The sequence below is a fragment of the Rhodococcus sp. NPDC080181 genome (genome assembly GCF_040702225.1).
Lineage (GTDB): Bacteria > Actinomycetota > Actinomycetes > Mycobacteriales > Mycobacteriaceae > Rhodococcoides > Rhodococcoides fascians.
The window spans coordinates 1-20,470 of record NZ_JBFBKN010000045.1; the positions used below are offsets into that span (position 1 = coordinate 1).

Annotated in this window: 21 protein-coding genes and 1 rRNA gene; 10 read left to right on the top strand and 12 right to left on the bottom strand. The window is 64.4% G+C overall.

All coding sequences use genetic code 11. The features are described 5' to 3' along the window. Positions 1 to 83: 83 nt before the first annotated feature. The gene (locus AB0O58_RS25905) at positions 84 to 296 is read left to right on the top strand and encodes an HNH endonuclease signature motif containing protein (protein WP_366238997.1); all 213 of its coding nucleotides are present in this window, start codon (positions 84 to 86) and stop codon (positions 294 to 296) included. A gap of 5 nt (positions 297 to 301) precedes the next feature. Here AB0O58_RS25905 and AB0O58_RS25910 read toward each other — a convergent pair whose 3' ends face one another. Next, positions 302 to 1,798, bottom strand: coding sequence for a fatty acyl-CoA synthetase (locus AB0O58_RS25910; RefSeq protein ID WP_366238998.1), 1,497 nt, complete (start codon positions 1,796 to 1,798; stop codon positions 302 to 304). 87 nt (positions 1,799 to 1,885) lie between these two features. On the opposite strand from AB0O58_RS25910, the gene AB0O58_RS25915 reads away from it, so the two are divergent. Next, on the top strand, positions 1,886 to 2,425 hold the full coding sequence (locus AB0O58_RS25915) for a DUF2231 domain-containing protein (RefSeq protein WP_167327037.1): 540 nt from the start codon (positions 1,886 to 1,888) through the stop codon (positions 2,423 to 2,425). Between the two features lie 7 nt (positions 2,426 to 2,432). On the opposite strand, the gene AB0O58_RS25920 is transcribed toward AB0O58_RS25915, so the two are convergent. Further along, positions 2,433 to 2,636: a PASTA domain-containing protein gene (locus tag AB0O58_RS25920; RefSeq protein WP_094623302.1), complete on the bottom strand. Its 204-nt coding sequence runs from the start codon at positions 2,634 to 2,636 to the stop codon at positions 2,433 to 2,435. A 396-nt stretch (positions 2,637 to 3,032) separates the two neighbouring features. On the opposite strand from AB0O58_RS25920, the gene AB0O58_RS25925 reads away from it, so the two are divergent. Next, positions 3,033 to 5,330, top strand: coding sequence for an excinuclease ABC subunit UvrA (locus AB0O58_RS25925; protein WP_366238999.1), 2,298 nt, complete (start codon positions 3,033 to 3,035; stop codon positions 5,328 to 5,330). Between the two features lie 76 nt (positions 5,331 to 5,406). Next, positions 5,407 to 6,333, top strand: a complete 927-nt coding sequence (locus tag AB0O58_RS25930) for an ABC transporter substrate-binding protein (protein WP_094664550.1) — start codon at positions 5,407 to 5,409, stop codon at positions 6,331 to 6,333. A 1-nt stretch (position 6,334) separates the two neighbouring features. On the opposite strand, the gene AB0O58_RS25935 is transcribed toward AB0O58_RS25930, so the two are convergent. The 5 genes from AB0O58_RS25935 to AB0O58_RS25955 form a co-directional block, all read right to left on the bottom strand. Further along, positions 6,335 to 6,844: an LpqN/LpqT family lipoprotein gene (locus AB0O58_RS25935; RefSeq protein ID WP_141215145.1), complete on the bottom strand. Its 510-nt coding sequence runs from the start codon at positions 6,842 to 6,844 to the stop codon at positions 6,335 to 6,337. 17 nt (positions 6,845 to 6,861) lie between these two features. Beyond that, positions 6,862 to 7,809 (bottom strand): hypothetical protein, encoded by a 948-nt coding sequence (locus tag AB0O58_RS25940; protein ID WP_366239000.1) that lies wholly within the window; start codon positions 7,807 to 7,809, stop codon positions 6,862 to 6,864. Beyond that, positions 7,806 to 8,789 (bottom strand): hypothetical protein, encoded by a 984-nt coding sequence (locus AB0O58_RS25945; RefSeq protein WP_366239001.1) that lies wholly within the window; start codon positions 8,787 to 8,789, stop codon positions 7,806 to 7,808. The genes AB0O58_RS25940 and AB0O58_RS25945 overlap by 4 nt, the downstream gene beginning before the upstream one ends. After that, positions 8,786 to 9,085: a type VII secretion target gene (locus tag AB0O58_RS25950; protein ID WP_366239002.1), complete on the bottom strand. Its 300-nt coding sequence runs from the start codon at positions 9,083 to 9,085 to the stop codon at positions 8,786 to 8,788. Before AB0O58_RS25950 ends, AB0O58_RS25945 begins: the two co-directional genes overlap by 4 nt. Before the next feature lie 91 nt (positions 9,086 to 9,176). After that, complete coding sequence (locus tag AB0O58_RS25955) at positions 9,177 to 10,040, bottom strand: hypothetical protein (protein ID WP_366239003.1); 864 nt, start codon at positions 10,038 to 10,040, stop codon at positions 9,177 to 9,179. Between the two features lie 130 nt (positions 10,041 to 10,170). Here AB0O58_RS25955 and AB0O58_RS25960 point away from each other — a divergent pair, with 130 nt between their 5' ends. After that, a complete protein-coding gene (locus AB0O58_RS25960) occupies positions 10,171 to 11,283 on the top strand; it encodes a YbfB/YjiJ family MFS transporter (RefSeq protein ID WP_363799576.1) in 1,113 nt (370 codons plus the stop codon). Positions 11,284 to 11,488: 205 nt separating this feature from the next. Continuing rightward, entirely contained in the window at positions 11,489 to 13,240 is a 1,752-nt protein-coding gene (locus AB0O58_RS25965; protein WP_363799578.1) for a pyruvate dehydrogenase, read from the top strand. A gap of 47 nt (positions 13,241 to 13,287) precedes the next feature. Here the strand turns inward: AB0O58_RS25965 and AB0O58_RS25970 are convergent, their stop codons facing one another. Then, complete coding sequence (locus AB0O58_RS25970; protein WP_206498453.1) at positions 13,288 to 14,766, bottom strand: carboxylesterase/lipase family protein; 1,479 nt, start codon at positions 14,764 to 14,766, stop codon at positions 13,288 to 13,290. Positions 14,767 to 14,906: 140 nt separating this feature from the next. On the opposite strand from AB0O58_RS25970, the gene AB0O58_RS25975 reads away from it, so the two are divergent. Further along, the gene (locus AB0O58_RS25975) at positions 14,907 to 15,599 is read left to right on the top strand and encodes a Tellurium resistance (RefSeq protein ID WP_032384924.1); all 693 of its coding nucleotides are present in this window, start codon (positions 14,907 to 14,909) and stop codon (positions 15,597 to 15,599) included. Position 15,600: 1 nt separating this feature from the next. Here the strand turns inward: AB0O58_RS25975 and AB0O58_RS25980 are convergent, their stop codons facing one another. Beyond that, a complete protein-coding gene (locus AB0O58_RS25980; RefSeq protein WP_287454046.1) occupies positions 15,601 to 16,692 on the bottom strand; it encodes a DNA polymerase IV in 1,092 nt (363 codons plus the stop codon). A 34-nt stretch (positions 16,693 to 16,726) separates the two neighbouring features. Between AB0O58_RS25980 and AB0O58_RS25985 the strand changes: the two genes are divergently transcribed. After that, complete coding sequence (locus AB0O58_RS25985) at positions 16,727 to 17,155, top strand: DoxX family membrane protein (protein ID WP_287454044.1); 429 nt, start codon at positions 16,727 to 16,729, stop codon at positions 17,153 to 17,155. Here AB0O58_RS25985 and AB0O58_RS25990 read toward each other — a convergent pair. Continuing rightward, positions 17,149 to 18,141, bottom strand: a complete 993-nt coding sequence (locus AB0O58_RS25990; protein WP_219519958.1) for a 2-oxoglutarate and iron-dependent oxygenase domain-containing protein — start codon at positions 18,139 to 18,141, stop codon at positions 17,149 to 17,151. The two genes, AB0O58_RS25985 and AB0O58_RS25990, sit on opposite strands and share 7 nt — an antisense overlap. An 86-nt stretch (positions 18,142 to 18,227) precedes the next feature. Here AB0O58_RS25990 and AB0O58_RS25995 point away from each other — a divergent pair, with 86 nt between their 5' ends. After that, positions 18,228 to 18,896 (top strand): SIMPL domain-containing protein, encoded by a 669-nt coding sequence (locus AB0O58_RS25995; RefSeq protein WP_366239004.1) that lies wholly within the window; start codon positions 18,228 to 18,230, stop codon positions 18,894 to 18,896. 24 nt (positions 18,897 to 18,920) lie between these two features. Then, entirely contained in the window at positions 18,921 to 19,670 is a 750-nt protein-coding gene (locus AB0O58_RS26000) for a DUF2071 domain-containing protein (protein ID WP_366239005.1), read from the top strand. Here AB0O58_RS26000 and AB0O58_RS26005 read toward each other — a convergent pair. Together AB0O58_RS26005 and rrf are read right to left on the bottom strand one after the other, a co-directional pair. Beyond that, positions 19,649 to 20,251 carry a DUF6188 family protein gene (locus AB0O58_RS26005; protein WP_206498457.1) on the bottom strand — a complete coding sequence of 201 codons (603 nt, stop codon included), beginning with the start codon at positions 20,249 to 20,251 and terminating at the stop codon, positions 19,649 to 19,651. The genes AB0O58_RS26000 and AB0O58_RS26005 overlap by 22 nt on opposite strands. Positions 20,252 to 20,386: 135 nt before the next feature. Further along, positions 20,387 to 20,470 (bottom strand): 5S ribosomal RNA (gene rrf, locus AB0O58_RS26010); the annotation flags it as partial.

Sequence of the window (20,470 nt, forward strand, 5' to 3'; positions counted from 1 at the left end):
AACACCAAACGTTCGCACCATCACGGGCGTCACGAGAAGCACCCTCCTCGGTTGCGCCTCCGCGTGCCGCTAACTTAACGGCATTGCACCACATCAAATTCTGGGAACACGGCGGCCGCACCGACCTGAACAACCTCGCGCTGGTCTGCGGAGAATGCCACCGCCTCATCCACCACGGCGACTGGCAACTGATCATGGGCGACGACGGACACCCGTACGCCATCCCACCCGAGTCCGTCGACCCCAGACAGCAGCCCCTCCCCAGCTACCACCGACGAAAACAGCGAGCAGCCTGAACAACTCAGGCGCGCAACGCGCGCTTGAGCAACTTTCCGCTCTGGTTGCGGGGCAACTCGTCCAGGAAAGTGACGGTCTTCGGCACCTTGAACGGCGCGATCCTGCCCTTCACGTGGTCGATCAACTCCTGCGCCGACACCCCACTGCCGTCCTTGAGCACGACGACAGCAGTCACCGCCTCGATCCACCTGTCGTCCGGAGTTCCGATGACCGCGACCTCGGCAACGGCGGGGTGCGTGTAGATCGCGTCCTCGACCTCACGAGAAGCAACCAGAATCCCGCCCGTGTTGATGACGTCCTTGATCCGGTCGACGACCGTGATGAACCCCTCGGCGTCTCGAGTCACCAGATCACCCGAATGGAACCACCCACCCGAGAACGCATCCGCCGTCGCCTCCGGCTTGTCCCAGTAACCGTCGCACAATTGAGGCGAGCGGTAGAGAATCTCACCGGGCTCGCCGTCCGGCACATCGTTACCGTCCGCGTCGACGACGCGGGTCTCGACGAAGAACACCGCACGACCGCACGACGCCGGTCTGGCCTCGTGCTCGGACGGCTGCAGAACCGTTGCCAGCGGACCGATTTCGGATTGTCCGAAGCAGTTGTAGAACTCGATGTCCGGGTATCGCTCACGCAGCCGGGTCAACACCGTGACGGGCATGATCGACGACCCGTACTGCGCCTTCTTCAACGACGACAGATCACGAGAATCGAGGTCGGGGTGATTGGCGAGCGGAACCCACACCGTCGGTGCCAGGAACAACGACTTGATCTTCTCGTCCTCGATCCGCCGCAGAATCTCCGCGACGTCGGGCTTGCGCATCAGTCGCACGGTCGCCCCGACCGACAGATACGGCAGCATGAACACGTGCATCCCGGCCGAGTGGTACATCGGCATCACCAACAGCGGGTCGTCGTCTTCGGTGAACCCCAGAGCGATCACACACGAGACGTACTCGGCAACGAGCGCGCCGTGAGACATCATCGCGCCCTTCGGTTTCGACGTCGTGCCGGAGGTGTAGAGCAACTGCGCCAGGTCCGCGGAGTCCGCGGCCGGCTCGAGGACCGAATCATCCCCAGCAGCGTCGAGCAGATCCGGAAGCGACACCACGAATTCGACGTCTGTGCCACTCCGAACGGAATCGAGAGTGTTCGACAACTCCGGGTCGACGAGCACAGCCCGTGCGCCCGACTGATCGAGCAGATACAGCAGCTCGTCGCCCATGAGTGCGTAGTTGATGGGCACGTGCACCAATCCTGCTCGCGCACAGGCAAGAAATGCCACCACGTACGCGTCGGAGTTGACGCCGTACGCCGCTACCCGGTCACCCTTGTTCAAGCCCATAGCAACCAGCCGACGGGCGACCCGCGTCACGGCAGTGTCGAGCTCGCGGTAGCTATGGCTGCGGCCATCGAATGTCACGGCCGTACGGTCGGGAAATTTCGCCGCCGACCTGCGCAGAACGCCGTCGACGGTGCTGACTCGGGTGCCGTTCGTCATGACAACGACGTTATAGGACGTCCAAGCTTCTTGCCTCGACTTCGACGTCGATGGTTCGCTCGCCGATCACGGGGCATTCGGTGTTGCATGACAATCAAACAAGCACTCGACAGTCTCGAGACTGCCTCGCTTCTCGACGGACCCAGCGACGCGATCCATGGCGTACTTGCACCTGCGGTAGCGGACAGTGCCGTCGGATCAGCGCTGCACGGCCGGTGGATCGGGCACCCCATCCACCCCGCGCTGGTGACGGTGACCATCGGCAGCTGGACCAGCGCCGTCGCGCTCGACCTCGTCAAGAACCAGTCCAGGGCGGCCAAAATTGTCGTCGCGCTGGGTCTCGCGTCCGCGCCGCCGGCGATAGCGACCGGATGGGCCGACTGGTCGACGATGAACACTGTTCAGCGTCGGGTCGGCATCATCCACGCGGCCTCGAACGCAACCGGGGTGTTCCTCTTTCTGGGCTCCTACCTCCGTCGCCGGAAGCAGACCGACGGAGTCGCCAAAGCTCTGGCGGCGGCCGGCCTCGCAGCCGCAGGACTCGGCGGACTCATCGGCGGGCACCTTGCCTACAGCACCCCCGGCAGCGAGGCCGAGTCCGAAGCTCGACACCGCCTACCGAGCTGACCACCCATCAACAGTTGTTCGGTTCCCCGGTCTTGACCACCGACAGCACCGCATCGCCCTCGCGGATGAGGACGCCGGGAGCCGGATCCTGTTCGACGACAATCCAGTTCGAATCGTTGACCTGCATACGGCCCTCCCCTGACGCGTCTGCGCTGCGGGAGTAGAAGACACCGGCCGCCTGGATCGCGTTCTGCGCTGACTGCAGATTCATACACACAACCGGAGGCATGTAGGCGGGGGCTGCGGGTGCGGGCCTCTCGACCGTCGGGGTATCGGGGATGACGATCCTCGGCACAACGGTAGAGCGCGTGAGGCCTCCCCCTGGCACCGCCTCGACCTCCGTGCCGACGTCTGCGCGCGGCGTGCTGCACCCCGCCAGCATCGGCAACACGACAATGCAGGCTGCGAACACATGCCTTCTCGTCGACATCGAGACCTTTCGTTACGACAAACCCCCACCCCAGCAGCCGTCTTTGATGGATCGCTCCTTGCGTCGATCCGTTACCTGTGGCGTTTCCGTACACCGTACGGTAGGCTGCGGCGGCACTGCGCGAACCAACGTGGGTGTACGCCCTTCGGGGCGCGGCGAAAGGCAATCGACAACGCGATGACCGAGCCCCAGCTAGTAGCACAAAACCAGCCACCTACCGATGCACTGTCCACGATCGTCGTGCGTGGAGCCCGAGAGAACAACCTGCGCGACGTCGACCTCGATCTGCCGAAACGCTCGCTGGTCGTGTTCGCCGGCGTCTCCGGGTCGGGCAAATCGTCACTGGTGTTCGACACCATCGCCGCCGAAGCACAGCGGCAGATCAACTCCACGTTCACCGCGTTCGCGCAGACGTTCCTACCGTCCTACGGCCGACCGGATGCAGATCTGATCGCGAACCTGTCGGCCGTCGTCATCGTCGATCAGAGGCGACTGTTCGGTGGCCCGAGGTCGACGGTCGGCACCATCACCGACATCGGAGACTGGCTGCGCATGCTGTGGTCCCGCGCCGTCACGCCCAACATCGGCTACGCCAACGCCTTCTCGTTCAACGACCCCGCCGGAATGTGTCTCGAATGCGAGGGGCTCGGCGAGGCGAAGGTCGTCGACCTCGACGAACTGGTGGACGAGTCGACGTCGTTGCGCGAGGGCCCGTTCAAGCATCCTGACTTCGAGGTCGGCAAATGGCCGTACCGGGTGTTCGCCGACTCGGGCCTGTTCGATCTCGACGTCCCGATCGAGCAGTACTCGGCGCGGGAGCGTCACCTCTTCTTCGACGCCAAGCCCGGCGAGGTCGAGGTGACCAATCCCGACGCCGTCATGAAGAGCTACGAGGGCATCGTGTCGAGGTTCCGCCGAAGCTACCTCGCGAAGGACGCAGATGCGCTCAAGGGCAAGGCGAAAGCCGCGTTCGAGCGCATCGTCACGCGCGGCGTCTGCGAGGCCTGCGGCGGTTCCCGCTACAACGACACCATCCGCGGTGCCACTCTCGAAGGACTGTCCCTGCCCGACGCGTTCGCCATGCAGGTTTCCGAACTCGCCGACCGTATCGAACAATGGGACATCAAGGGCCTGCACTCCGTCACCGCCGAAATCGTCACGCAGTTGACCAGGCTCGTCGATCTCGGCCTGGGCTACCTGAGCCTGGACCGTGCCACGTCCTCGCTCTCGGGTGGTGAATCCCAGCGCATCAAGATGGTTCGTCACCTCGGAGCCACGCTGAACGACATGCTCTATGTCTTCGACGAACCGACGACCGGTTTGCATCCTCGCGACGTCCACCGTCTGAACGACATGCTGCTCGCGCTGCGCGACAAGGGCAACACCGTCCTCGTCGTCGAACATGACCCCGAAGTGATGGCCATCGCCGACCGGGTCGTCGAGATCGGACCGGGCGCCGGAAAGTCTGGTGGCACAGTGGTGTTCGAGGGAACCTTCGACGAGCTCCGCCGAGCCGACACCAGGACCGGCTCCGCGCTCCGGCGTGATGACGCCGAGATACGGACTCCCCGTACGCCTTCGGGCTGGCTGAGTATCTCCGGTGCCACCACCCACAACCTGCGCGACGTCAGCGTCGACATCCCGCTCGGGGTACTGACAGCCGTCACCGGTGTCGCCGGTTCCGGAAAGTCGAGCCTCATCCACGGACACCTGCGCGAGGCCGCGCCCGACGCCGTTGTCATCGACCAGGCACCGATCCGGGGCTCACGCCGTTCGTCCCCTGCGACCTACACCGGTCTGCTCGATCCGATCCGCGCGTACTTCGCCAAGAAGACCGGGCAACCGCCGTCGCTGTTCTCCCCCAACTCGGACGGCGCGTGCCCCGATTGCCAGGGCAGCGGTGTCATCTTCACCGAACTCGGATTCACCGATCCCGTGACGAGTACCTGCGAGACGTGCCAGGGCAGGCGCTTTCGCTCCGGGGCAATCCGGCACACCGTCGACGGCGTCAGCATCGCCGACATCTTCGAGATGTCCGTCGGGGATGCGCAGGACTTCTTCGAGGTCAAGAAGATTCGAGACATTCTGCGCCGCTGCCGGGACGTCGGACTCGGCTACCTCTCGCTCGGTCAGAACTTGTCGTCCCTGTCCGGCGGCGAACGGCAACGTCTCAAACTCGCCACCGAGCTGATCGGGTCGTCTTCGGTGCTGGTGCTCGACGAACCGACGACAGGTCTGCACCCGTCGGATGTGTCGAACTTGATCGCGTTGCTGTCCGGGATGGTCGATGAGGGCAGGTCGGTGATCGTCATCGAACACAACCTCGACGTCGTCGCCGCGGCGGATCACATCATCGATCTAGGTCCCGACGGCGGCCACAACGGCGGGCTGATCACGTTCACCGGGACGGTCGACGAGCTGGTGGCCTCGGACACTCACACCGGTAGGTACTTGGCACGGAGCCTGGGGCGTTGACCGCTCCCCGATAGTGTTGGCGTCCGAAGAGACACCGGACAACACAGGAGTGGCAGTGCAGCGTCGATCGGCACGAATGATCTCAGCCGGGTTCGCGGTCGTCGCGCTCGTAGCGGCGGGATGCAGCACCACGGAAACGGACGCGCCACCCGCCGCCGATCCGGCACCCGCGGCGAGTGGCGAGTTTCCGAGGACGATCACGTCCGGCTCGGACGGCGGCTCGGTCACCATCGACGCTGCTCCACAGAAGATCGTGTCGCTGAGCCCAACCGCGACGGAGACGCTGTACGCCGTCGGGGCGGGCGACCAGGTGGTGGCCGTGGACGATCAATCGGACTTCCCCGCCGACGCTCCGAAGACAGGGTTGTCGGCGTTCACCCCGAGCCTCGAAGCGATCGTTGCGTACGACCCCGATCTGGTGATCGCCTCCACCGACCTGGGCCTCGTGACGTCGACACTGGCCGAGGCAGGCGTTCCGACGCTGGTGCTGCCTGCCGCGACGAGCATCGACGATGCCTACTCGCAGATCGAGCGCGTCGCGGACGCCACCGGCCACGACGCCGACGGCGATGCCGTCGTGTCCCGGACTCGTGCCCGGATCGATGCAGCCGTCGCGAGCGTCCCGACCCGCGAGGCGCCGCTGACGTACTTCCACGAACTCGACGACACGTTGTACACGGTGACGAGTGCGAGCTTCGTCGGGCAGATCTACGGTCTGTTCGGACTCACCAGCATCGCCGACGGTTCCGACGCCGGCGACTACCCGCAGCTCGCCGCCGAGGCCGTGATCACGTCGAACCCGGATGTGGTGTTTCTTGCCGACGCCCAATGCTGTGGCGTCACAGCCGCTTTAGTCTCGTCGCGACCGGGTTGGGGGTCGATGACCGCCGTCCGCGACGGCCGGATCTTCCCGATGGACGAGGACCTGTCGAGTCGATGGGGCCCTCGTATCGCAGACCAGGCAGAGGCCGTCGCTGCGGTGGTACAACAGATCCCTGCGTGAGCTATCGATGCCCGATACGAACCTCGTCCACGAATACATCTGTCGCCCAAAGCAAGCGAGACCTCATCTGGTCGGGCAGGGTAACCGTCAATTGGACGAGGTACTGATCGACGATGTGGTGGACCACGACATACCTGGTCCGAGCGAACAACGTCCGACCCTCCCAGTCGTACCGACCCGCAATCGAAACGGACGGTAGACCGCAGAACGGGTCACGGTCGTAGCTGACGTCGATCCATTCCGGAAGTGCCCGGGAGTCGCCGAACCCACATGCCAGCAGGGTCTGCGGATCGAGTGACCGCGTCAACTTTCCGGTCAAGACTGCCGCGTTGGGAACGAACCCGTCGACCGCATCTGCCGGAGAACACAGCACCGCGGTGGCGTGCGGAAACAGATGCGCAGGAACGAGATCCCACCCCGGCAGCGCAGGGAGCTCCAGACCGAACCTTGCGCATTCGTCGAGATGTACGGGCGCGAGCTCGACACCACGCTGTTGCAGAACGCCCTGCATCGATTGTTCCCGAGTTGTCACTGGACGTCCCGTCGACCCGACATCGACGCCGCTCGGTCTGCTTCGATGCGATCGAGGAATCGAGGCGGGCGCAGTAGCTCTCGCGCGTCGTCATGGGCAAGCTGCGCACGGCCCCAGGGATTGTCCCGACACCACTGCAGTACGGACAGCAGCGCGTTGGGCTCTACCTTCTTCTCGCACGCCATCAGGACCAGCACCTGATCCGTTCCACCGGCAGGGTCGCGATACACGACTCGGATGGTGGGGTACCAATGTGAATGCGACACCGCAGGATTCGGATGCGTCTGCGGCTGCAGCTCGACGATCCCGTCCCACGGGACAACCGTGATTGCAGTGGTGGCCTTCCATCCGCGGCGCCGATAGATCTCCTCCACGAGGCCATCGGGATGCAGTGAAATTCGGGTCCGGTTGACGACGAGCACACTCAGTGCGAAAATCAGCAGACATATCGGAGCGCCGAAGTGCGACATGACTACGACGCTCAGGTCGTGACGCGTTGTAGTTACCCGTGCGTCTCCTCCCCAGTGGATGTAGGACAGGCCGGACACCAACGCGAATGCGAGTATTCCGCTGCGATACAACACAGTCCCCCGCCCTGGCACTGCCACGCCTCGGCCGACTCCGGCGACAGTCACCGGTCGCACGAACAGCGACAGCCGCGCAGAACCGATGCCGGACAACACCACGGCCGCTGTGAGCGGTATCAGCACCGCGAGCACCAGCGGCGACACGAGGAGAACGGTCTCCCCGGAAAGCGTCCCGAACAGGAGAACCGGAGCCACGATCGTCGCGGCAAGGACTGCAGACGAAACCCCGAGAGCTACCAGCCAACCCAGGTGAACACTGCGCCACGTCCGCACCCACAATGGATACTTCTGCGCTACCAGGCTCTTACGCAGCACGTCCTCGGTCTGGGGCGTGCGATCGTCTCTGATCTCGCTCATTTTCCTGCCGCCTCGAACAACTTCTCCACGCCGTAGCTGACGACTTGGCCCAGTGCGATCCCGGCAGCAGCGCCGGCCACCGTGCCGGGCCCCGGAAAAATGGAACCCGCCATGCCACCCACGGCTCCGAACGCCCAGGTCGTAATTGCTCCCGCGACTATCGGCGTTGCCTCGACGATCACGGCCTCAGCCGGGTTCACTCCCTCGTCGATCTTTCCCGCAATTCCGGGAATCGCACCGGCAACGACTCCGAAGACCCCGAGCCCGCGTCCGATGTTCTTGGCAACGTCGTCGACGGATTCGACACCGGGCAATTCCAGCGCCCGCCTTGTCACGGCGGCCATGCCTCCGACGACCGACGCCGCGATGGTCGACGGCCAGTCCGGCATCCAGGAGAACGACCCGTCCGGGTTCTCGACGAACTTTCCGGTGGGATTGTCGAGGGCGAGCGCCGTCAGCACCTCGGTGGGCTCGGCCAGCTGCTGCGCAGCGTCGAGAGCGACACTCTCGGCCTGGCGCAGAGCACTCTGGATGTCCTCGGTCAATTGATTTGCTGCAGAACGCAGTTCGTCGGCTCGACGCGTCTTCTCGTCACCCAGGCTGTCGGGAATCAGCGCGATCATCCCTTCGGGATTCACCACACCGTCGGCCCTTACCGCGAACCCGCTCGTCGTAGCCGCGGACACCTGAGCCTGCACGTGCGCTTGGGCGGCCTCGACGATATCGGCTGCACCTTCGAATGCAGCCGCGAGCGAGTCGATTTCGCTGCAGACGGAGCTCATCCGGGAGCATTCGGCCACTACGCGATCGGCTGCGGCGCGTGCCGCGTCGCCGGTCCACGTCTCGGCCAGTGTGTCCTGCTCTTCCAACACCCCGGTTCGTTGGCCGTTGACGCGCTCGACTATCTCGGCCAGTTCGATCATCGTCTTGCGCATCGACTGCGGCTCCCAGCCGGCGACGTGCGGCACGGTCGGGGTCATTTCGGCTGGTCCATCGTAGCGAGGCGGCGGGCAAGGTCGTCGTCGGTGATCTCGTAGTTCTGCGCGACACCACGGGCGATGTCCGCAACGCATTCGGCTCGGCCTGCCAGAGCGGCAACAGCTCCCGCAGCCGCTGCGGACGCTGCCGCACACGCTGCGCGAAAGTCGGTACCCTGCAGCGCATTCTCGGATACTCGGAACGGGGCGAGGGTGTCCAACTCGGCGATCACCTCCCCCGTTCCCGACAGCACATTCGAGAACTGCCGCAGGATCACTGGATCCACATTCACTGTCATGACGCTCCCCCGAGTCGCACCGTATCGACGCCCGGTGAATCGGCGTCATCGGGTTTGACGCAGCGAGCCCGTGATCGGTTCCGTGCCGAAGCTAGGACCGCGACAGTTCCAGTCGCTCACGAAGCGGTGGTGGCGCCAGCAGGTCGGGTGAGTCGTAGCCGGTCATGCGGATCCGGTTGACCGGGCCGTCGGTGCACCACTTCATCGATGCCAGAACGGCATTCGGCTCGGCTGCGAGCAAATGGATGCGAATCGCCATCCGGTCCGGTTGATCCAGCCGGTCGCGGGGACGCTCGATATCGAGGCCAGTCGCTCGGACATACAGTACGGGCTCGGTGAACCCACTCCCCCGCTTCTTTGACGTTCGGTACGTCGAGGCCTCGTACTGCTCCACATCGTCCCAGCGCACGAGGATGTCGTGGGTGCGCGGAAAGAAGAACATGCACGACCGTCTGCGTCTGACAAATCCGTCCGCGAACAAACGCAGTTCGACGCTGCTGCGGAAGCCGAGCGTCGCCACCAGTACAACGATGGCAATTCCAGCAATCGGCATACCGGCCGCGCCGAACACGTCACTCTTCGCCAGGGCGACCCCCATTCCTGACACCGAGATGGACGCGACCGTGATCAACAAGAGCTTGGCGGTCCGAGGCGGAATACAGACGCCGCTACCGAGCGCGTGGTCCTCGACGCGCCGAACGAATCGGACGGGGATTCCCCATCGAATCACGTTGTCGTTGAGCCCGATCCAAACGCAAGCCATGAGGGCAAGTAGAGCGATCGATCCGATCGTGTGCCCATTGTCGCTTCCTTGCACCTCGAGCCGTCCGCGATAGATCGCAATGGCTACCACCGCGACAATCGCGATGACGGCCTGCCACAGGCGGCCCAACGTGTTCGGCCAGTACGGCGCCCAGATAGGTCGTTCTGCGTCGGTGTACTTCGTCTCACTCATGCGTCCCCCACAGTCGGTATCAGGTATTGGACGCACCGGTGGTGCGATCGGTTCCCTGCTGCGCGGTTCGATGAGACGGGGATCCAACGCGTACCTTTGGCGCGGCTAACGACTTAGGAGGGCGATCGCAATGAACGGCCGTCGATTATCGTTCGCTGCCGCGGCCGGACTCGCGGCCGCGATGGGCGTCGGGCGATTCGTGTTCACGCCGCTGCTACCGATCATGGTCGACGCGGCGGAGGTGACCCCGAGCAGCGGTGCCGTCATCGCAACCGCGAACTATGCCGGCTACCTCGTCGGCGCGATCGTGTTGTCGGTGCGCCCGTCGATCAATACGACGACGTCGTTCAGGCTGTGGACGCTCGTGCTCATCGCAAGCGAAATGGCGATGGCTGCAGTGCATTCCACCGCAACGTTTTCGGCGCTGCGGTTCCTGGCCGGCCTGGCGAGTGCCGCGGTGTTCATCGCCTGCGCGAGCACCGTCACCAAGCACAGAGCCGACGGTGCGTCACCAGGAATCGCGTTCGGCGGCGTCGGTGCAGGTATTGCAGCGTCGGGCATTCTGACGTTGCTCGCCGGACCACATCTGTCGTGGGAGGCGCTGTGGTTGTGCTCGGCGATACTGACTGCGGTGCTCGTCGCCCCGGCGTGGACGCTTCGGGTACACCCCGAGCCTGCAGGGCGGTCCGAGGCGGGCGAGGTGAACGCCGGAACCCGCGCGGTGTGGCGGACATTGCTCGTCGCGTACTTCCTCGAGGGCCTCGGGTACATCATCGTCGGCACGTTTCTCGTGGCAGCGGTCGGTGGCCACGGCAGCACGTCGGTGGGTCCAGCGGTGTGGATCGTCGTGGGATTGGCTGCGGTGCCGGCGACGGTGCTGTGGCAAGGGGTGGCTCGTCGAACCAGCCTGCGCAGTGCTCTGGTTGCCGCATTCGCCTTACAGTCCATTGCCGCAGTGCTTCCCGCACTGACCGGGAACACCCTAGCCGCCGTATGTTCAGCGTTGTTGTTCGGGGGAACGTTCATGGGCATCACGATGCTGACGATGAGCACAGCGCACACACTTCCCATCGGCCGTACCGCGGCGACACTGACTGCCGTCTACGGCGTCGGACAAGTGGTGGGGCCATTGGTGGTTGCGCCCGCAATCGGCGATTCGTACGCGATCGCCTTCGCCATCGCGACCGGAGTGCTGGTGCTGGGAACCGTGGCTTCTGTCCGGATACTGCGGATGTCGGCGTAAGGCCACCCCCACATTCGGTTGGGTGCTGACGGGAAAAACCCCACGTGACGAAGATCGCGTCCGCTGTGACCAGGGCCTTCGCTCTTGACGGTTCACGCGCACCTACCCAGGATGTTTCGTACACCCTCGGCGCCGGGAAGGCGTCGAGAATGCGCGCAGGGCACATCGACCCCGCGGCGCGCTACTACATCCGAGGAGAAAACCTATGTCCACCACAGTGGCCGATCAACTCGTTCGCGGACTCGTCGACGCCGGAGTTCGGCGCATCTACGGAATCGTCGGCGACAGTCTCAACCCGGTGGTCGACGCGGTGCGTCGGACCGGAGGGTCGGCCAAAGGCGGCATCGACTGGATCCATGTTCGCCACGAGGAAGCTGCTGCTTTCGCGGCATCGGCGGACGCGCAGACCACCGGCACCCTCGCCGTCTGCGCCGGCTCCTGCGGACCGGGTAACCTGCATCTGATCAACGGGCTGTTCGACGCACACCGTTCCGGCGCACCGGTTCTCGCGATCGCATCCCACATTCCCAGCAGCGAGATCGGGTCGGGGTACTTCCAGGAGACGCACCCCGATCGCCTGTTCGTCGAATGCTCGCTGTACAACGAGTTCGTCTCCACCGCCGAGCAAGCACCGCGCGTCTTCCGCGCTGCGATCAACGCAGCGATCACCGGCGGCGGAGTATCGGTGGTGACGCTCCCCGGTGACATTGCCGAGCTGTCCGCTGCCGGCGCAATGGATCCCATCTCCATTCCGTCGACTCCCGTCGTCACTCCGCCCGCCGCCGACATCCAACAGCTGGCCGACGCCATCAACAATGCCGAGAAGGTCGCGATCTTCGCCGGCTACGGCGTCAAGGGTGCCCACGACGAGGTCGTGGCATTCGCCGACACCATCGGCGCTCCCGTCGGACATTCGTTGCGCGGCAAGGAGTTCATCCAGTACGACAACCCGTACGACGTCGGCATGACCGGTCTGCTCGGCTACGGAGCTGCGCACGCCGGTATCCACGACGCGGATCTGTTGATCCTGCTCGGCACCGACTTTCCGTACCAACAGTTTCTTCCCGAGGATGTCGCGACCGCGCAGATCGACATCGATCCGACCAAGTTGGGCCGCCGTACTTCGGTGAAGTACCCCATCCACGGAGACGTACGTGCAACTCTGAACGCGTTGGCTCCGTTGGTCACTCGCAAGACCGATCGCCGGTACGCAGAGAAGTGGTTGGACAAGCACAACGATCTGATGGGCAAGACAGTCGGCGCGTACACCCGCAATGCCGAGAAGCTCGTGCCGATCCATCCCGAGTTCGCCGCGTCCGTGCTCGACGATCTGGCCGACGACGATGCCGTGTTCACCACCGACACCGGTATGTGCAACGTGTGGACCGCCCGATACATCAACCCCACCGGCAGAAGAGCTTTCGTCGCATCGATGCTGCACGGCTCGATGGCCAACGCGCTACCGCACGCCATCGGGGCGCAGTTCGCGCACCCGGGCCGTCAGGTCGTCTCCATCTCGGGTGACGGTGGATTCTCGATGATGCTCTCCGAACTCCTCACCGTGGCGATGTACAAGTTGCCGGTGAAGATCGTCATGTTCGACAACTCGACCCTGGGCATGGTCAAGGCCGAGATGCTCGTCGACGGCCTCCCCGACTTCGGTGTAGACGTGCCACAGGTCGACTACACCGGAATCGCCAGGGCTGCGGGCATTCACGCGCAGCGCGTCGACCAGCCGGGTGATATTCGCGGCGCACTCGAAACCGCGTTCGCCACGGACGGGCCTGCCCTGGTGCAACTGATCACCGATCCGCTGGCACTGTCGGTGCCGCCGACCCTCACCGGCGAGCAGCTCAAGGGCTTCGCGCTCGCGATGAGCAAGGTGGTCCTCAACGGCGGTGTAGGAGAAGCAGTTCGGATGGCGAAGTCGAACCTGCGTAACGTTCCGCGCCCCTGATCCAGATACGGCACCGGTGGTACGGCATGTACCACCGGTGCTGTCGTCTACCGGATCTCGTCCCACAGCTCCCGCTGTGCCGCACGAGGATCCTGCACCGAAGCCGACTCCTCGTCGAACGTCATGACCGTTCGCTCCGACCCGTACGGGGCCCAGCCCGGGTCGCCTGCCGTGACAAAGTCCACCCAGGCGCGGTGAGTCCGGTCGGCGAGTTTCTGCGGAGGGTTCGGCCCGAGGAGCAAACCTCCGGTGCCCTCGGCGAGGTTGTCGAAGACGAACGGGATCTCGATTGCATGGCAGGCACCCAGCTTGCCCTCGTACGACGATGACGGCCACGCGAATTCGTACATATACGTCGCGCAACCCGAACGAGCCTCGGCGATACGGATGACAGGAATTCGGAAGAACCAGTCGGTCATCGCGGCCATCATGACCTCACCTGCGGTGGCGTCGGGTGTGTCGGCGCGGTAGAGCTCGAGCACCCGGTCTGCGTCGGCACCCATGCCCGCCATGGCCATGCGCAGCAGATTCTCGTCGATGTGCCGGAACACGCCGCTGGGTACGAAGAACAGCGCGTGTTCGTCGGAGTTGGATCCGACCATGATCTCGACGTCTGCGGTCGAGCCGGCGGCGATCGCATCGATCGGCCGGGCCGGCACCACGTCCCCGTCGATGTGCGGCTCGTACGCCATGACATTGAGGACCAGCTCGCCCCACAGACGCGGATCGGGTTGCTTGGCAATACGATTCGACAGCGCGGTCTGCGCGGCCGTCAAGTCCACCACCGGCACCGAACCGAAACCGTCGACGGTGGGTTCCACACCGAGGTCCGACGCCAACGCCGCGGTGACCTTCTTCGCGGTCTCCTCCGTCAGCACATGGTGCCCGCCGCCGCTCTGCAGGATGGCGCGGCGGAACAGCCCCTTCGCGCGAGGCATCGACAGCAGCGTGCCCACACTCATCGCGCCCGCCGACTCCCCCGCAACCGTCACCTGGGCGGGGTCGCCGCCGAACGCCGCAATGTTGGCGGCCACCCATTCGAGCGCCGCAACCTGATCCAGCAGACCGCGGTTGGCGGGCGCTCCGTCGATCGCCAGGAATCCGTCGACGCCCAATCGGTAGTTGATGGTGACGCACACGATTCCGTCGCGGGCGAAGGCGGTGCCGTCGTACGTGGGTACCGCGCCGCTGCCGTTGGTGAACGACCCACCGTGAATCCATACCAGTACCGGCAACCCCGCAGCCTCGACGTCGGGCGTCCAGACATTCAAGTTCAGGCAATCGTCTCCGTCGATCGCCACCTCGGACAGAATCTGGTCGATCGGGCTGGGAAATCCGGGCTTGGGAGCCGTCGGGCCGAATTCGGTGGCCTGCCGGACGCCCTCCCACGACTCGGGTTGCTGTGGTGCCTGGAAGCGGTGTGCACCGAAGGGCGGTGCCGCGTACGGGATTCCCTTGAAGGCGCTCACCCCCGCAACTGTGCGACCACTGAGTTTCCCTTGCGCGACCTCTACGACCGGGTTCATCGGTTCCTTTCAATATCGAACGTGAGAACTCCATAGTGCACTCCCGGCCCACGTCGTCGACCCCGGTTGCGGTTATTCTCGACGGACCGCCCAAACCGGACATCGCGATCCGGAACTCGACCGTTTCGGAAGGCTCCACGATGGCCATCGACTACACCCGCAAGCCCTCTCAGCCCGCCCAGCCCGCCGCGTCGGTGAATCTGAGCAAGGTGACGCTGTCCAAGGCGTCGCCCACCATCAGCTTGACCAAGTCCGGTGAGAAGCAGGGGTCGATGCGGGTGAATCTCAACTGGTCGAGCGGGGCACCTGCCGCGCAACCGAAGAAGAAAGGCTTTCTGGCGAAGCTGGCCGCCGCGTCGTACGGCACCGGAGGGGTGGACCTCGACCTCGGCTGCCTCTACGAGCTGCGCGACGGTTCCAAGGGCGTCGTTCAGGCACTGGGAAACAGCTTCGGTTCGTTGCAGCAGGCGCCGTTCATCGCGCTCGACGGCGACGACCGGTCGGGTTCGGTTAGCGGCGGCGAGAACATGCATATCAATCTCGCCGACCCCGACAAATTCACGCGCATTCTGATCTTCGCGATGATCTACGACGGCGCGCCCAACTGGGCTGCGGTCGACGGCGTGGTGACCCTGTACCCCACCAGCGGTCCACAGGTGGAGGTTCGCCTGGACTCGGCCGAGAACTCGGCACGGATCTGCTCGATCGCGTTGCTGCAGAACACGTCCGCCGGGATCACCGTGACGCGCGAGGTGGAGTACATCCAGGGCAGCCAAGCCGATCTCGACAAGAAGTACGGCTGGGGAATGAAGTGGGCTGCCGGCCGAAAGTGAACTAGGACGCTGGTTTCGGTTGCGGCGGAACCATTTCCAGTCGCACACCGATCAAGCGAACCTCTCGGCTGTGGTCGAGCCGATCCACCAGCGCCACCGCGGCCGACGTGAGAATCGCTGCATCGAAGGTTGGCGGGCCCGCGATCGGGGCGCTGACGGTATGCGTCTCGAACGGGGCATACCGGATCTTCAATGCCGCGCGGACCGCAGGCCGATTCTCGCTTTCGATGTCCGCGAGCACCTTCGACGTCAAATTCGCGACCTCGTCCCTGATCACGGTCCAGTCGGCGACGTTGGTCTGGAACGTGACTTCCCGACTGTGTGATCGCGCGACCCACGGTTCGGACGTCACCGGAGACAGCTCGATCCCCCGCCCCTTCGTACCGAGCCACGGCCCGATCTTCGGCCCGAACGCCGCGGCAAGGTCTGCGTCGTCCGCATCGGCCAATTCACGGACGGTGGTGATACCGAGTGCAGCAAGCCGGGTGGAGATCTTCTTGCCGATTCCCCACAGCGCATCGGTGCCGCGCTCTCCCATCACCTCGTACCAATTGTCCTGGGTGAGTTGGTAGATACCCTGAGGCTTGTCGAAATCGGTGGCGATCTTCGCTCGAAGCTTGTTGTCCCCGATCCCGACCGAGCAATGCAGCCCGGTCGCATCGAACACCGCGTCGTGCACGGTCCTGGCGAATGTCCTCGGATCGTCGGTCTCGACGCCCAGAAAGGCCTCGTCCCAGCCGATCACCTCCACCACCACCCCGAGGGAACGCAACGTGTCCATCACCGTCGCCGACGCCTCGTCGTATGCCGGCTTGTCGACGGGAAGAAAAACGGCGTCGGGAATCTTCTTCGCTGCGATCCGCAGCGGCAGTCCGGATCCGACGCCCTTCGCCCGTGCCTCGTAGGACGCCGTCGACACCACCCCACGCTCGGTCGGATCTCCCCTGCCGCCGACCACCACGGCTTTGCCCACGAGTTCGGGGTTCCTCAGCACCTCGACCGCTGCGATGAATTGGTCGAGATCGACGTGCAGTACCCAGCGCCGCCGAGTGGCATCGGTCGACGCATGCTCGGTCGTGGTGGTCCCGGTCATGGTCACCAGTGTGCCCGTGGTGTCTCATGGCGCAATGACGAAATCGATATCTCGGACCATCGGCCGGATCGTGCTGGGAGCATTTCTCGTCTTCGCCGGTCTGAGCCATCTGTTCTGGGCACGCAGCACCTTCGCGGCCCAGGTACCGACATGGATGCCCGTCGACACCGACGTCGTCGTCCTGGCTTCGGGCGTCGTCGAGATCGTTCTCGGTCTTGCGCTCCTGTTCTGGACTGCTCGCTCAGCGCTCGTGGGATGGGTGGTGGCCGCCTTCTTCGTCGCCGTCTTCCCGGGAAACATCTCTCAATTCGTCACGCACACCGACGCGTTCGGTCTCGACTCCGATGCCGCACGCGGCATCCGACTGCTGTTCCAACCCCTTCTGATCGTGTGGGCGCTGTGGTGCACCGGCGCCTGGGCACAGTGGCGCGCCTCGAATGAGGGTCGCAGCCAGCGTCACTGAGCGGAGCTGTGCCCGGCGGGAACGATGCCGTGGTGCAACAGAGCCACGTCGGGATGTGCGCGCGTACGGGATTTCCAGGCGTTCGCCCCGTAGGTGTCGTAGATGGGGTTGGCGGGATCGTCCTCGACGCCACGTGAGTGCCGTGCCAGTTCCGGTGGCAGCGTGATGATCGGTACGACGGCATCGAGTGCGGGACTGAGGAAGTACGGCACCGATACCCGGTCGGTACCCGGCCCGGGGGCGATCACCCGATGCCGCGTCGCGCGGAGGTAGCCGCCCGTCGCCACTTCCAACAGCTCGCCGATGTTGACGATGAATGCGCCCTCCAGAGGCGGCACATCGACCCAGGTATCCGTGGTCGTCTCCACCTGCAACCCGGCCGAGTCGGGTTCGAGCAGGAGCAGCGTCAACACCCCAGAATCCTTGTGCGCACCCACACCCTGTGAGTGATCCGGCGTACCCGGGTAGCGCACGACTTTCATCAACGTTGCCGGCGCGGTGCCGAACGCGTCGTCGAACACGTGCTCGTCCGCGCCGAGAGAGGCCGCCCAATGTCGGAGCAGCGCGAGTCCGATCTGCGACACCGATCGCTCCCACTGCTCGAACGTCTCGCGGAAGCCCTCGGGTTCGGACGGCCACAGGTTCGGTCCTTGCAGATTCCAGTAGCCCTGCGCATGCTCGATCGCCGGCCGCTCGGGACCGATGTCGATCTGCTCGCGCCAATCGACCCGACCGTTGGTCAGCTCGCCGCCCACTCGCGAATAGCCGCGAAAGTGTGGGCTCTTCAGTTGACTGATCTTGTCCTTGACGGCGTCGGGCACCGCGAAGAATGCCCGCGCCGAACGCAACACGTCGGCCATCCGGTCGGTGCCGATGCCGTGTCCGACGAGGTAGAAGAACCCCGAGTTGTGGGCTGCCTCGCGCAGAGCCCGTCGGAAGGTCTGTGGGTCGTCTTCGGACGACTCGAGATCGAGAACAGGGAGCATGACCCGATTGTCCTCCGCACCTGACGCGTCGGCCAGCAGTGTTGAGATTCGATGAATCCCCGTGCCTGGATGCCAGACTGGACGTCATGATCCCGGAAGCACTCGACATCACCGTCGTCGGTCACGGCGAGGTGACCTACCCACCCGAACAATGCACGTTGTCCCTGACGGTGCGTACCGACGGCCGCAGCGCCGAGTCCGCGTCGGAGCCTGCGGGGCAACTCGTACGTGAGCTCACTCGCCTCATCGAACCCCTCTACAACAGTGAACACGGGCCGATCGATCGATGGACCATCGATCAGGTTCGGCGTTCCCGTCACCGCCCGTTCAATCAGGACGGCGAACAACTTCCGTACGTCTATCAGGCCGAGGCGTCCGTCGAAGTGAAGTTCAGCCAACTCGACCTGGTGGATGCCTTCGTGTACGCGGCATCCGCTCTCGACGGGGTCTCGATCGACCACTTCGATTGGGACCTCACCGAACCGAGCAGGAAAGCCCACACCCATGAGGTCCGCGAACGTGCAGTGCAGGATGCTGTGTCCAAGGCAGAGGCCTATGCGTCGAGCCTGGGAAGGGTGAATGTGACGGCCGTGGCCGTTGCCGATCCCGGACTGCTGACGGGGTCTGCCGAACGCGCCGTCACCGAGCCGTCCCACCGCATGCTTGCCGCACAATCCGGGCCCGCCGCGTTCGCCCTGAAGCCCGAGAACATCACGATCTCCGCCAGCGTGCACGCCAGATTCACCGCCTCCTGACGTGGCGCGCCTACCCTCGAGTACATGAACCGCGACGATGCCCGACGCCTCTGGCCCCGGCCACCGCTGTTGCCTCGTCCGATTCTGATGGACCAGCGGTGGGAACGACTCGTCTTCCTGCATTGGCGAGTACCGAGTTCGGCCGTCGCGCCGCTGTTACCGGCTGGGTGCGTACCGGACGAGTTCGACGGTTCGTCGTGGGTCGGTCTCATCGGGTTCCACATGGTCGGTGCAGGTCTCGGATATCGGCACCCGGTGCCGTACTTCGGGACCTTCGGCGAGATCAACGTGCGGCTGTATTCGATCGACGCAGAAGGCCGACGCGGTGTCGTCTTTCGCTCCCTCGAGGCGACCCGACTCGCAGTAGTTGTGGGCACCAATGCCGCACGTATCCCCTACCGGTGGGCATCGATCGATATCGACGACGACCAACGAGCAATTTCCTACCGAAGCCGACGGCTGGCACCGCCGAAACGCGGTGCGACGACGGACTTCGGCATCGTGCGGGGCACACGCGACATGTCCGACGACCCGCTGGCGGTCTTCCTCACCGCTCGGTGGGGACTGCACACCGCGCTGGGCGGGCACCTGCTGTACGTGCCGAACGTGCATCGACATTGGGCCCTGGTCGACGCGGAACTGACCCACTGCTCGGATCAATTGATTGCCGCTGCGGGTCTTCCGGGGGTCAGTACTCGACCACCCGACTCGGTGCTGTACTCGGACGGTGTCGCAACTCAGTTCGGCAAGCCCTATGTGGTGCGTGGTCGGTAGAAGATGACGTGCCCCGACGACAACTCGACGACCCAGTCCCCGCCCGCGTCTGAACTTGCAGTAACGCTCTCCCGCAGCACCAAGTAACCCGCGTCGAGCGGTAGATCGAAATTCAGGCGAGTTCCGTCGGAGAATTCTACGGAAGCATCGTCGCCGGTCGAGATGCGAACAACCGTCGCACCGATCGAGGGCAGACCCTCCCGAGTGGATTCTTCGTCGCTTCGGTGCGGCGGTGCCGGCCACGATTCGACGGTGCCCCCGGCACCACTCAGAACGGTCGACCCGTCGGCCGCACAGAATTCCCACGACTCGACCTCTTGTCGTGGATGGGCCACAACCCGAGTCCGTCCGTCGAACGTCAGACGAAGAACACCGGATTCGTCGAACTCGGCTTCATCGCAAACGACACCGAGCAACACCGCGAACGCCCTGAGTCCCTCGAATTGATTGTCTTCGTCGACCACAAGATCGTCGACGACGACTTCACTGAACGCGACAGTGGCACCGCTGTCGAATTCGACGGTCAGGTCGAAATCGAGGAGAACCTTGCGGACGCGCTGGCCGTCGACGGGAAGTTTCATCGAAGACGACTGTGCCACACGAAACCAGCACGGTACACAGTGCGTACGCGTTCTTTCGATTGTGTTGTGTGGGTGTTGGTTTCGAATGCAGAATGCCCCTGACCACGGGTGGTCAGGGGCATTCTGGGATGTTGTGTTCGGCGGTGTCCTACTCTCCCACACCCTGTCGAGTGCAGTACCATCGGCGCTGGAGGGCTTAGCTTCCGGGTTCGGAATGGG

Bases quoted from the DNA above. Each gene is read 5' to 3' on its own strand.
- AB0O58_RS25940 (WP_366239000.1), bottom strand. From the start codon at position 7,809: ATGAGCGAGATCAGAGACGATCGCACGCCCCAGACCGAGGACGTGCTG.
- AB0O58_RS26000 (WP_366239005.1), top strand. From the start codon at position 18,921: ATGAACCGCGACGATGCCCGACGCCTCTGGCCCCGGCCACCGCTGTTG.
- AB0O58_RS26005 (WP_206498457.1), bottom strand. From the start codon at position 20,251: ATGAAACTTCCCGTCGACGGCCAGCGCGTCCGCAAGGTTCTCCTCGAT.
- AB0O58_RS25970 (WP_206498453.1), bottom strand. From the start codon at position 14,766: ATGAACCCGGTCGTAGAGGTCGCGCAAGGGAAACTCAGTGGTCGCACA.
- AB0O58_RS25955 (WP_366239003.1), bottom strand. From the start codon at position 10,040: ATGAGTGAGACGAAGTACACCGACGCAGAACGACCTATCTGGGCGCCG.
- AB0O58_RS25965 (WP_363799578.1), top strand. From the start codon at position 11,489: ATGTCCACCACAGTGGCCGATCAACTCGTTCGCGGACTCGTCGACGCC.
- AB0O58_RS25910 (WP_366238998.1), bottom strand. From the start codon at position 1,798: ATGACGAACGGCACCCGAGTCAGCACCGTCGACGGCGTTCTGCGCAGG.
- AB0O58_RS25930 (WP_094664550.1), top strand. From the start codon at position 5,407: ATGATCTCAGCCGGGTTCGCGGTCGTCGCGCTCGTAGCGGCGGGATGC.
- AB0O58_RS25960 (WP_363799576.1), top strand. From the start codon at position 10,171: ATGAACGGCCGTCGATTATCGTTCGCTGCCGCGGCCGGACTCGCGGCC.
- AB0O58_RS25995 (WP_366239004.1), top strand. From the start codon at position 18,228: ATGATCCCGGAAGCACTCGACATCACCGTCGTCGGTCACGGCGAGGTG.
- AB0O58_RS25920 (WP_094623302.1), bottom strand. From the start codon at position 2,636: ATGAATCTGCAGTCAGCGCAGAACGCGATCCAGGCGGCCGGTGTCTTC.
- AB0O58_RS25950 (WP_366239002.1), bottom strand. From the start codon at position 9,085: ATGACAGTGAATGTGGATCCAGTGATCCTGCGGCAGTTCTCGAATGTG.
- AB0O58_RS25990 (WP_219519958.1), bottom strand. From the start codon at position 18,141: ATGCTCCCTGTTCTCGATCTCGAGTCGTCCGAAGACGACCCACAGACC.
- AB0O58_RS25945 (WP_366239001.1), bottom strand. From the start codon at position 8,789: ATGACCCCGACCGTGCCGCACGTCGCCGGCTGGGAGCCGCAGTCGATG.
- AB0O58_RS25975 (WP_032384924.1), top strand. From the start codon at position 14,907: ATGGCCATCGACTACACCCGCAAGCCCTCTCAGCCCGCCCAGCCCGCC.
- AB0O58_RS25925 (WP_366238999.1), top strand. From the start codon at position 3,033: ATGACCGAGCCCCAGCTAGTAGCACAAAACCAGCCACCTACCGATGCA.
- AB0O58_RS25985 (WP_287454044.1), top strand. From the start codon at position 16,727: ATGACGAAATCGATATCTCGGACCATCGGCCGGATCGTGCTGGGAGCA.
- AB0O58_RS25915 (WP_167327037.1), top strand. From the start codon at position 1,886: ATGACAATCAAACAAGCACTCGACAGTCTCGAGACTGCCTCGCTTCTC.
- AB0O58_RS25980 (WP_287454046.1), bottom strand. From the start codon at position 16,692: ATGACCGGGACCACCACGACCGAGCATGCGTCGACCGATGCCACTCGG.
- AB0O58_RS25935 (WP_141215145.1), bottom strand. From the start codon at position 6,844: ATGCAGGGCGTTCTGCAACAGCGTGGTGTCGAGCTCGCGCCCGTACAT.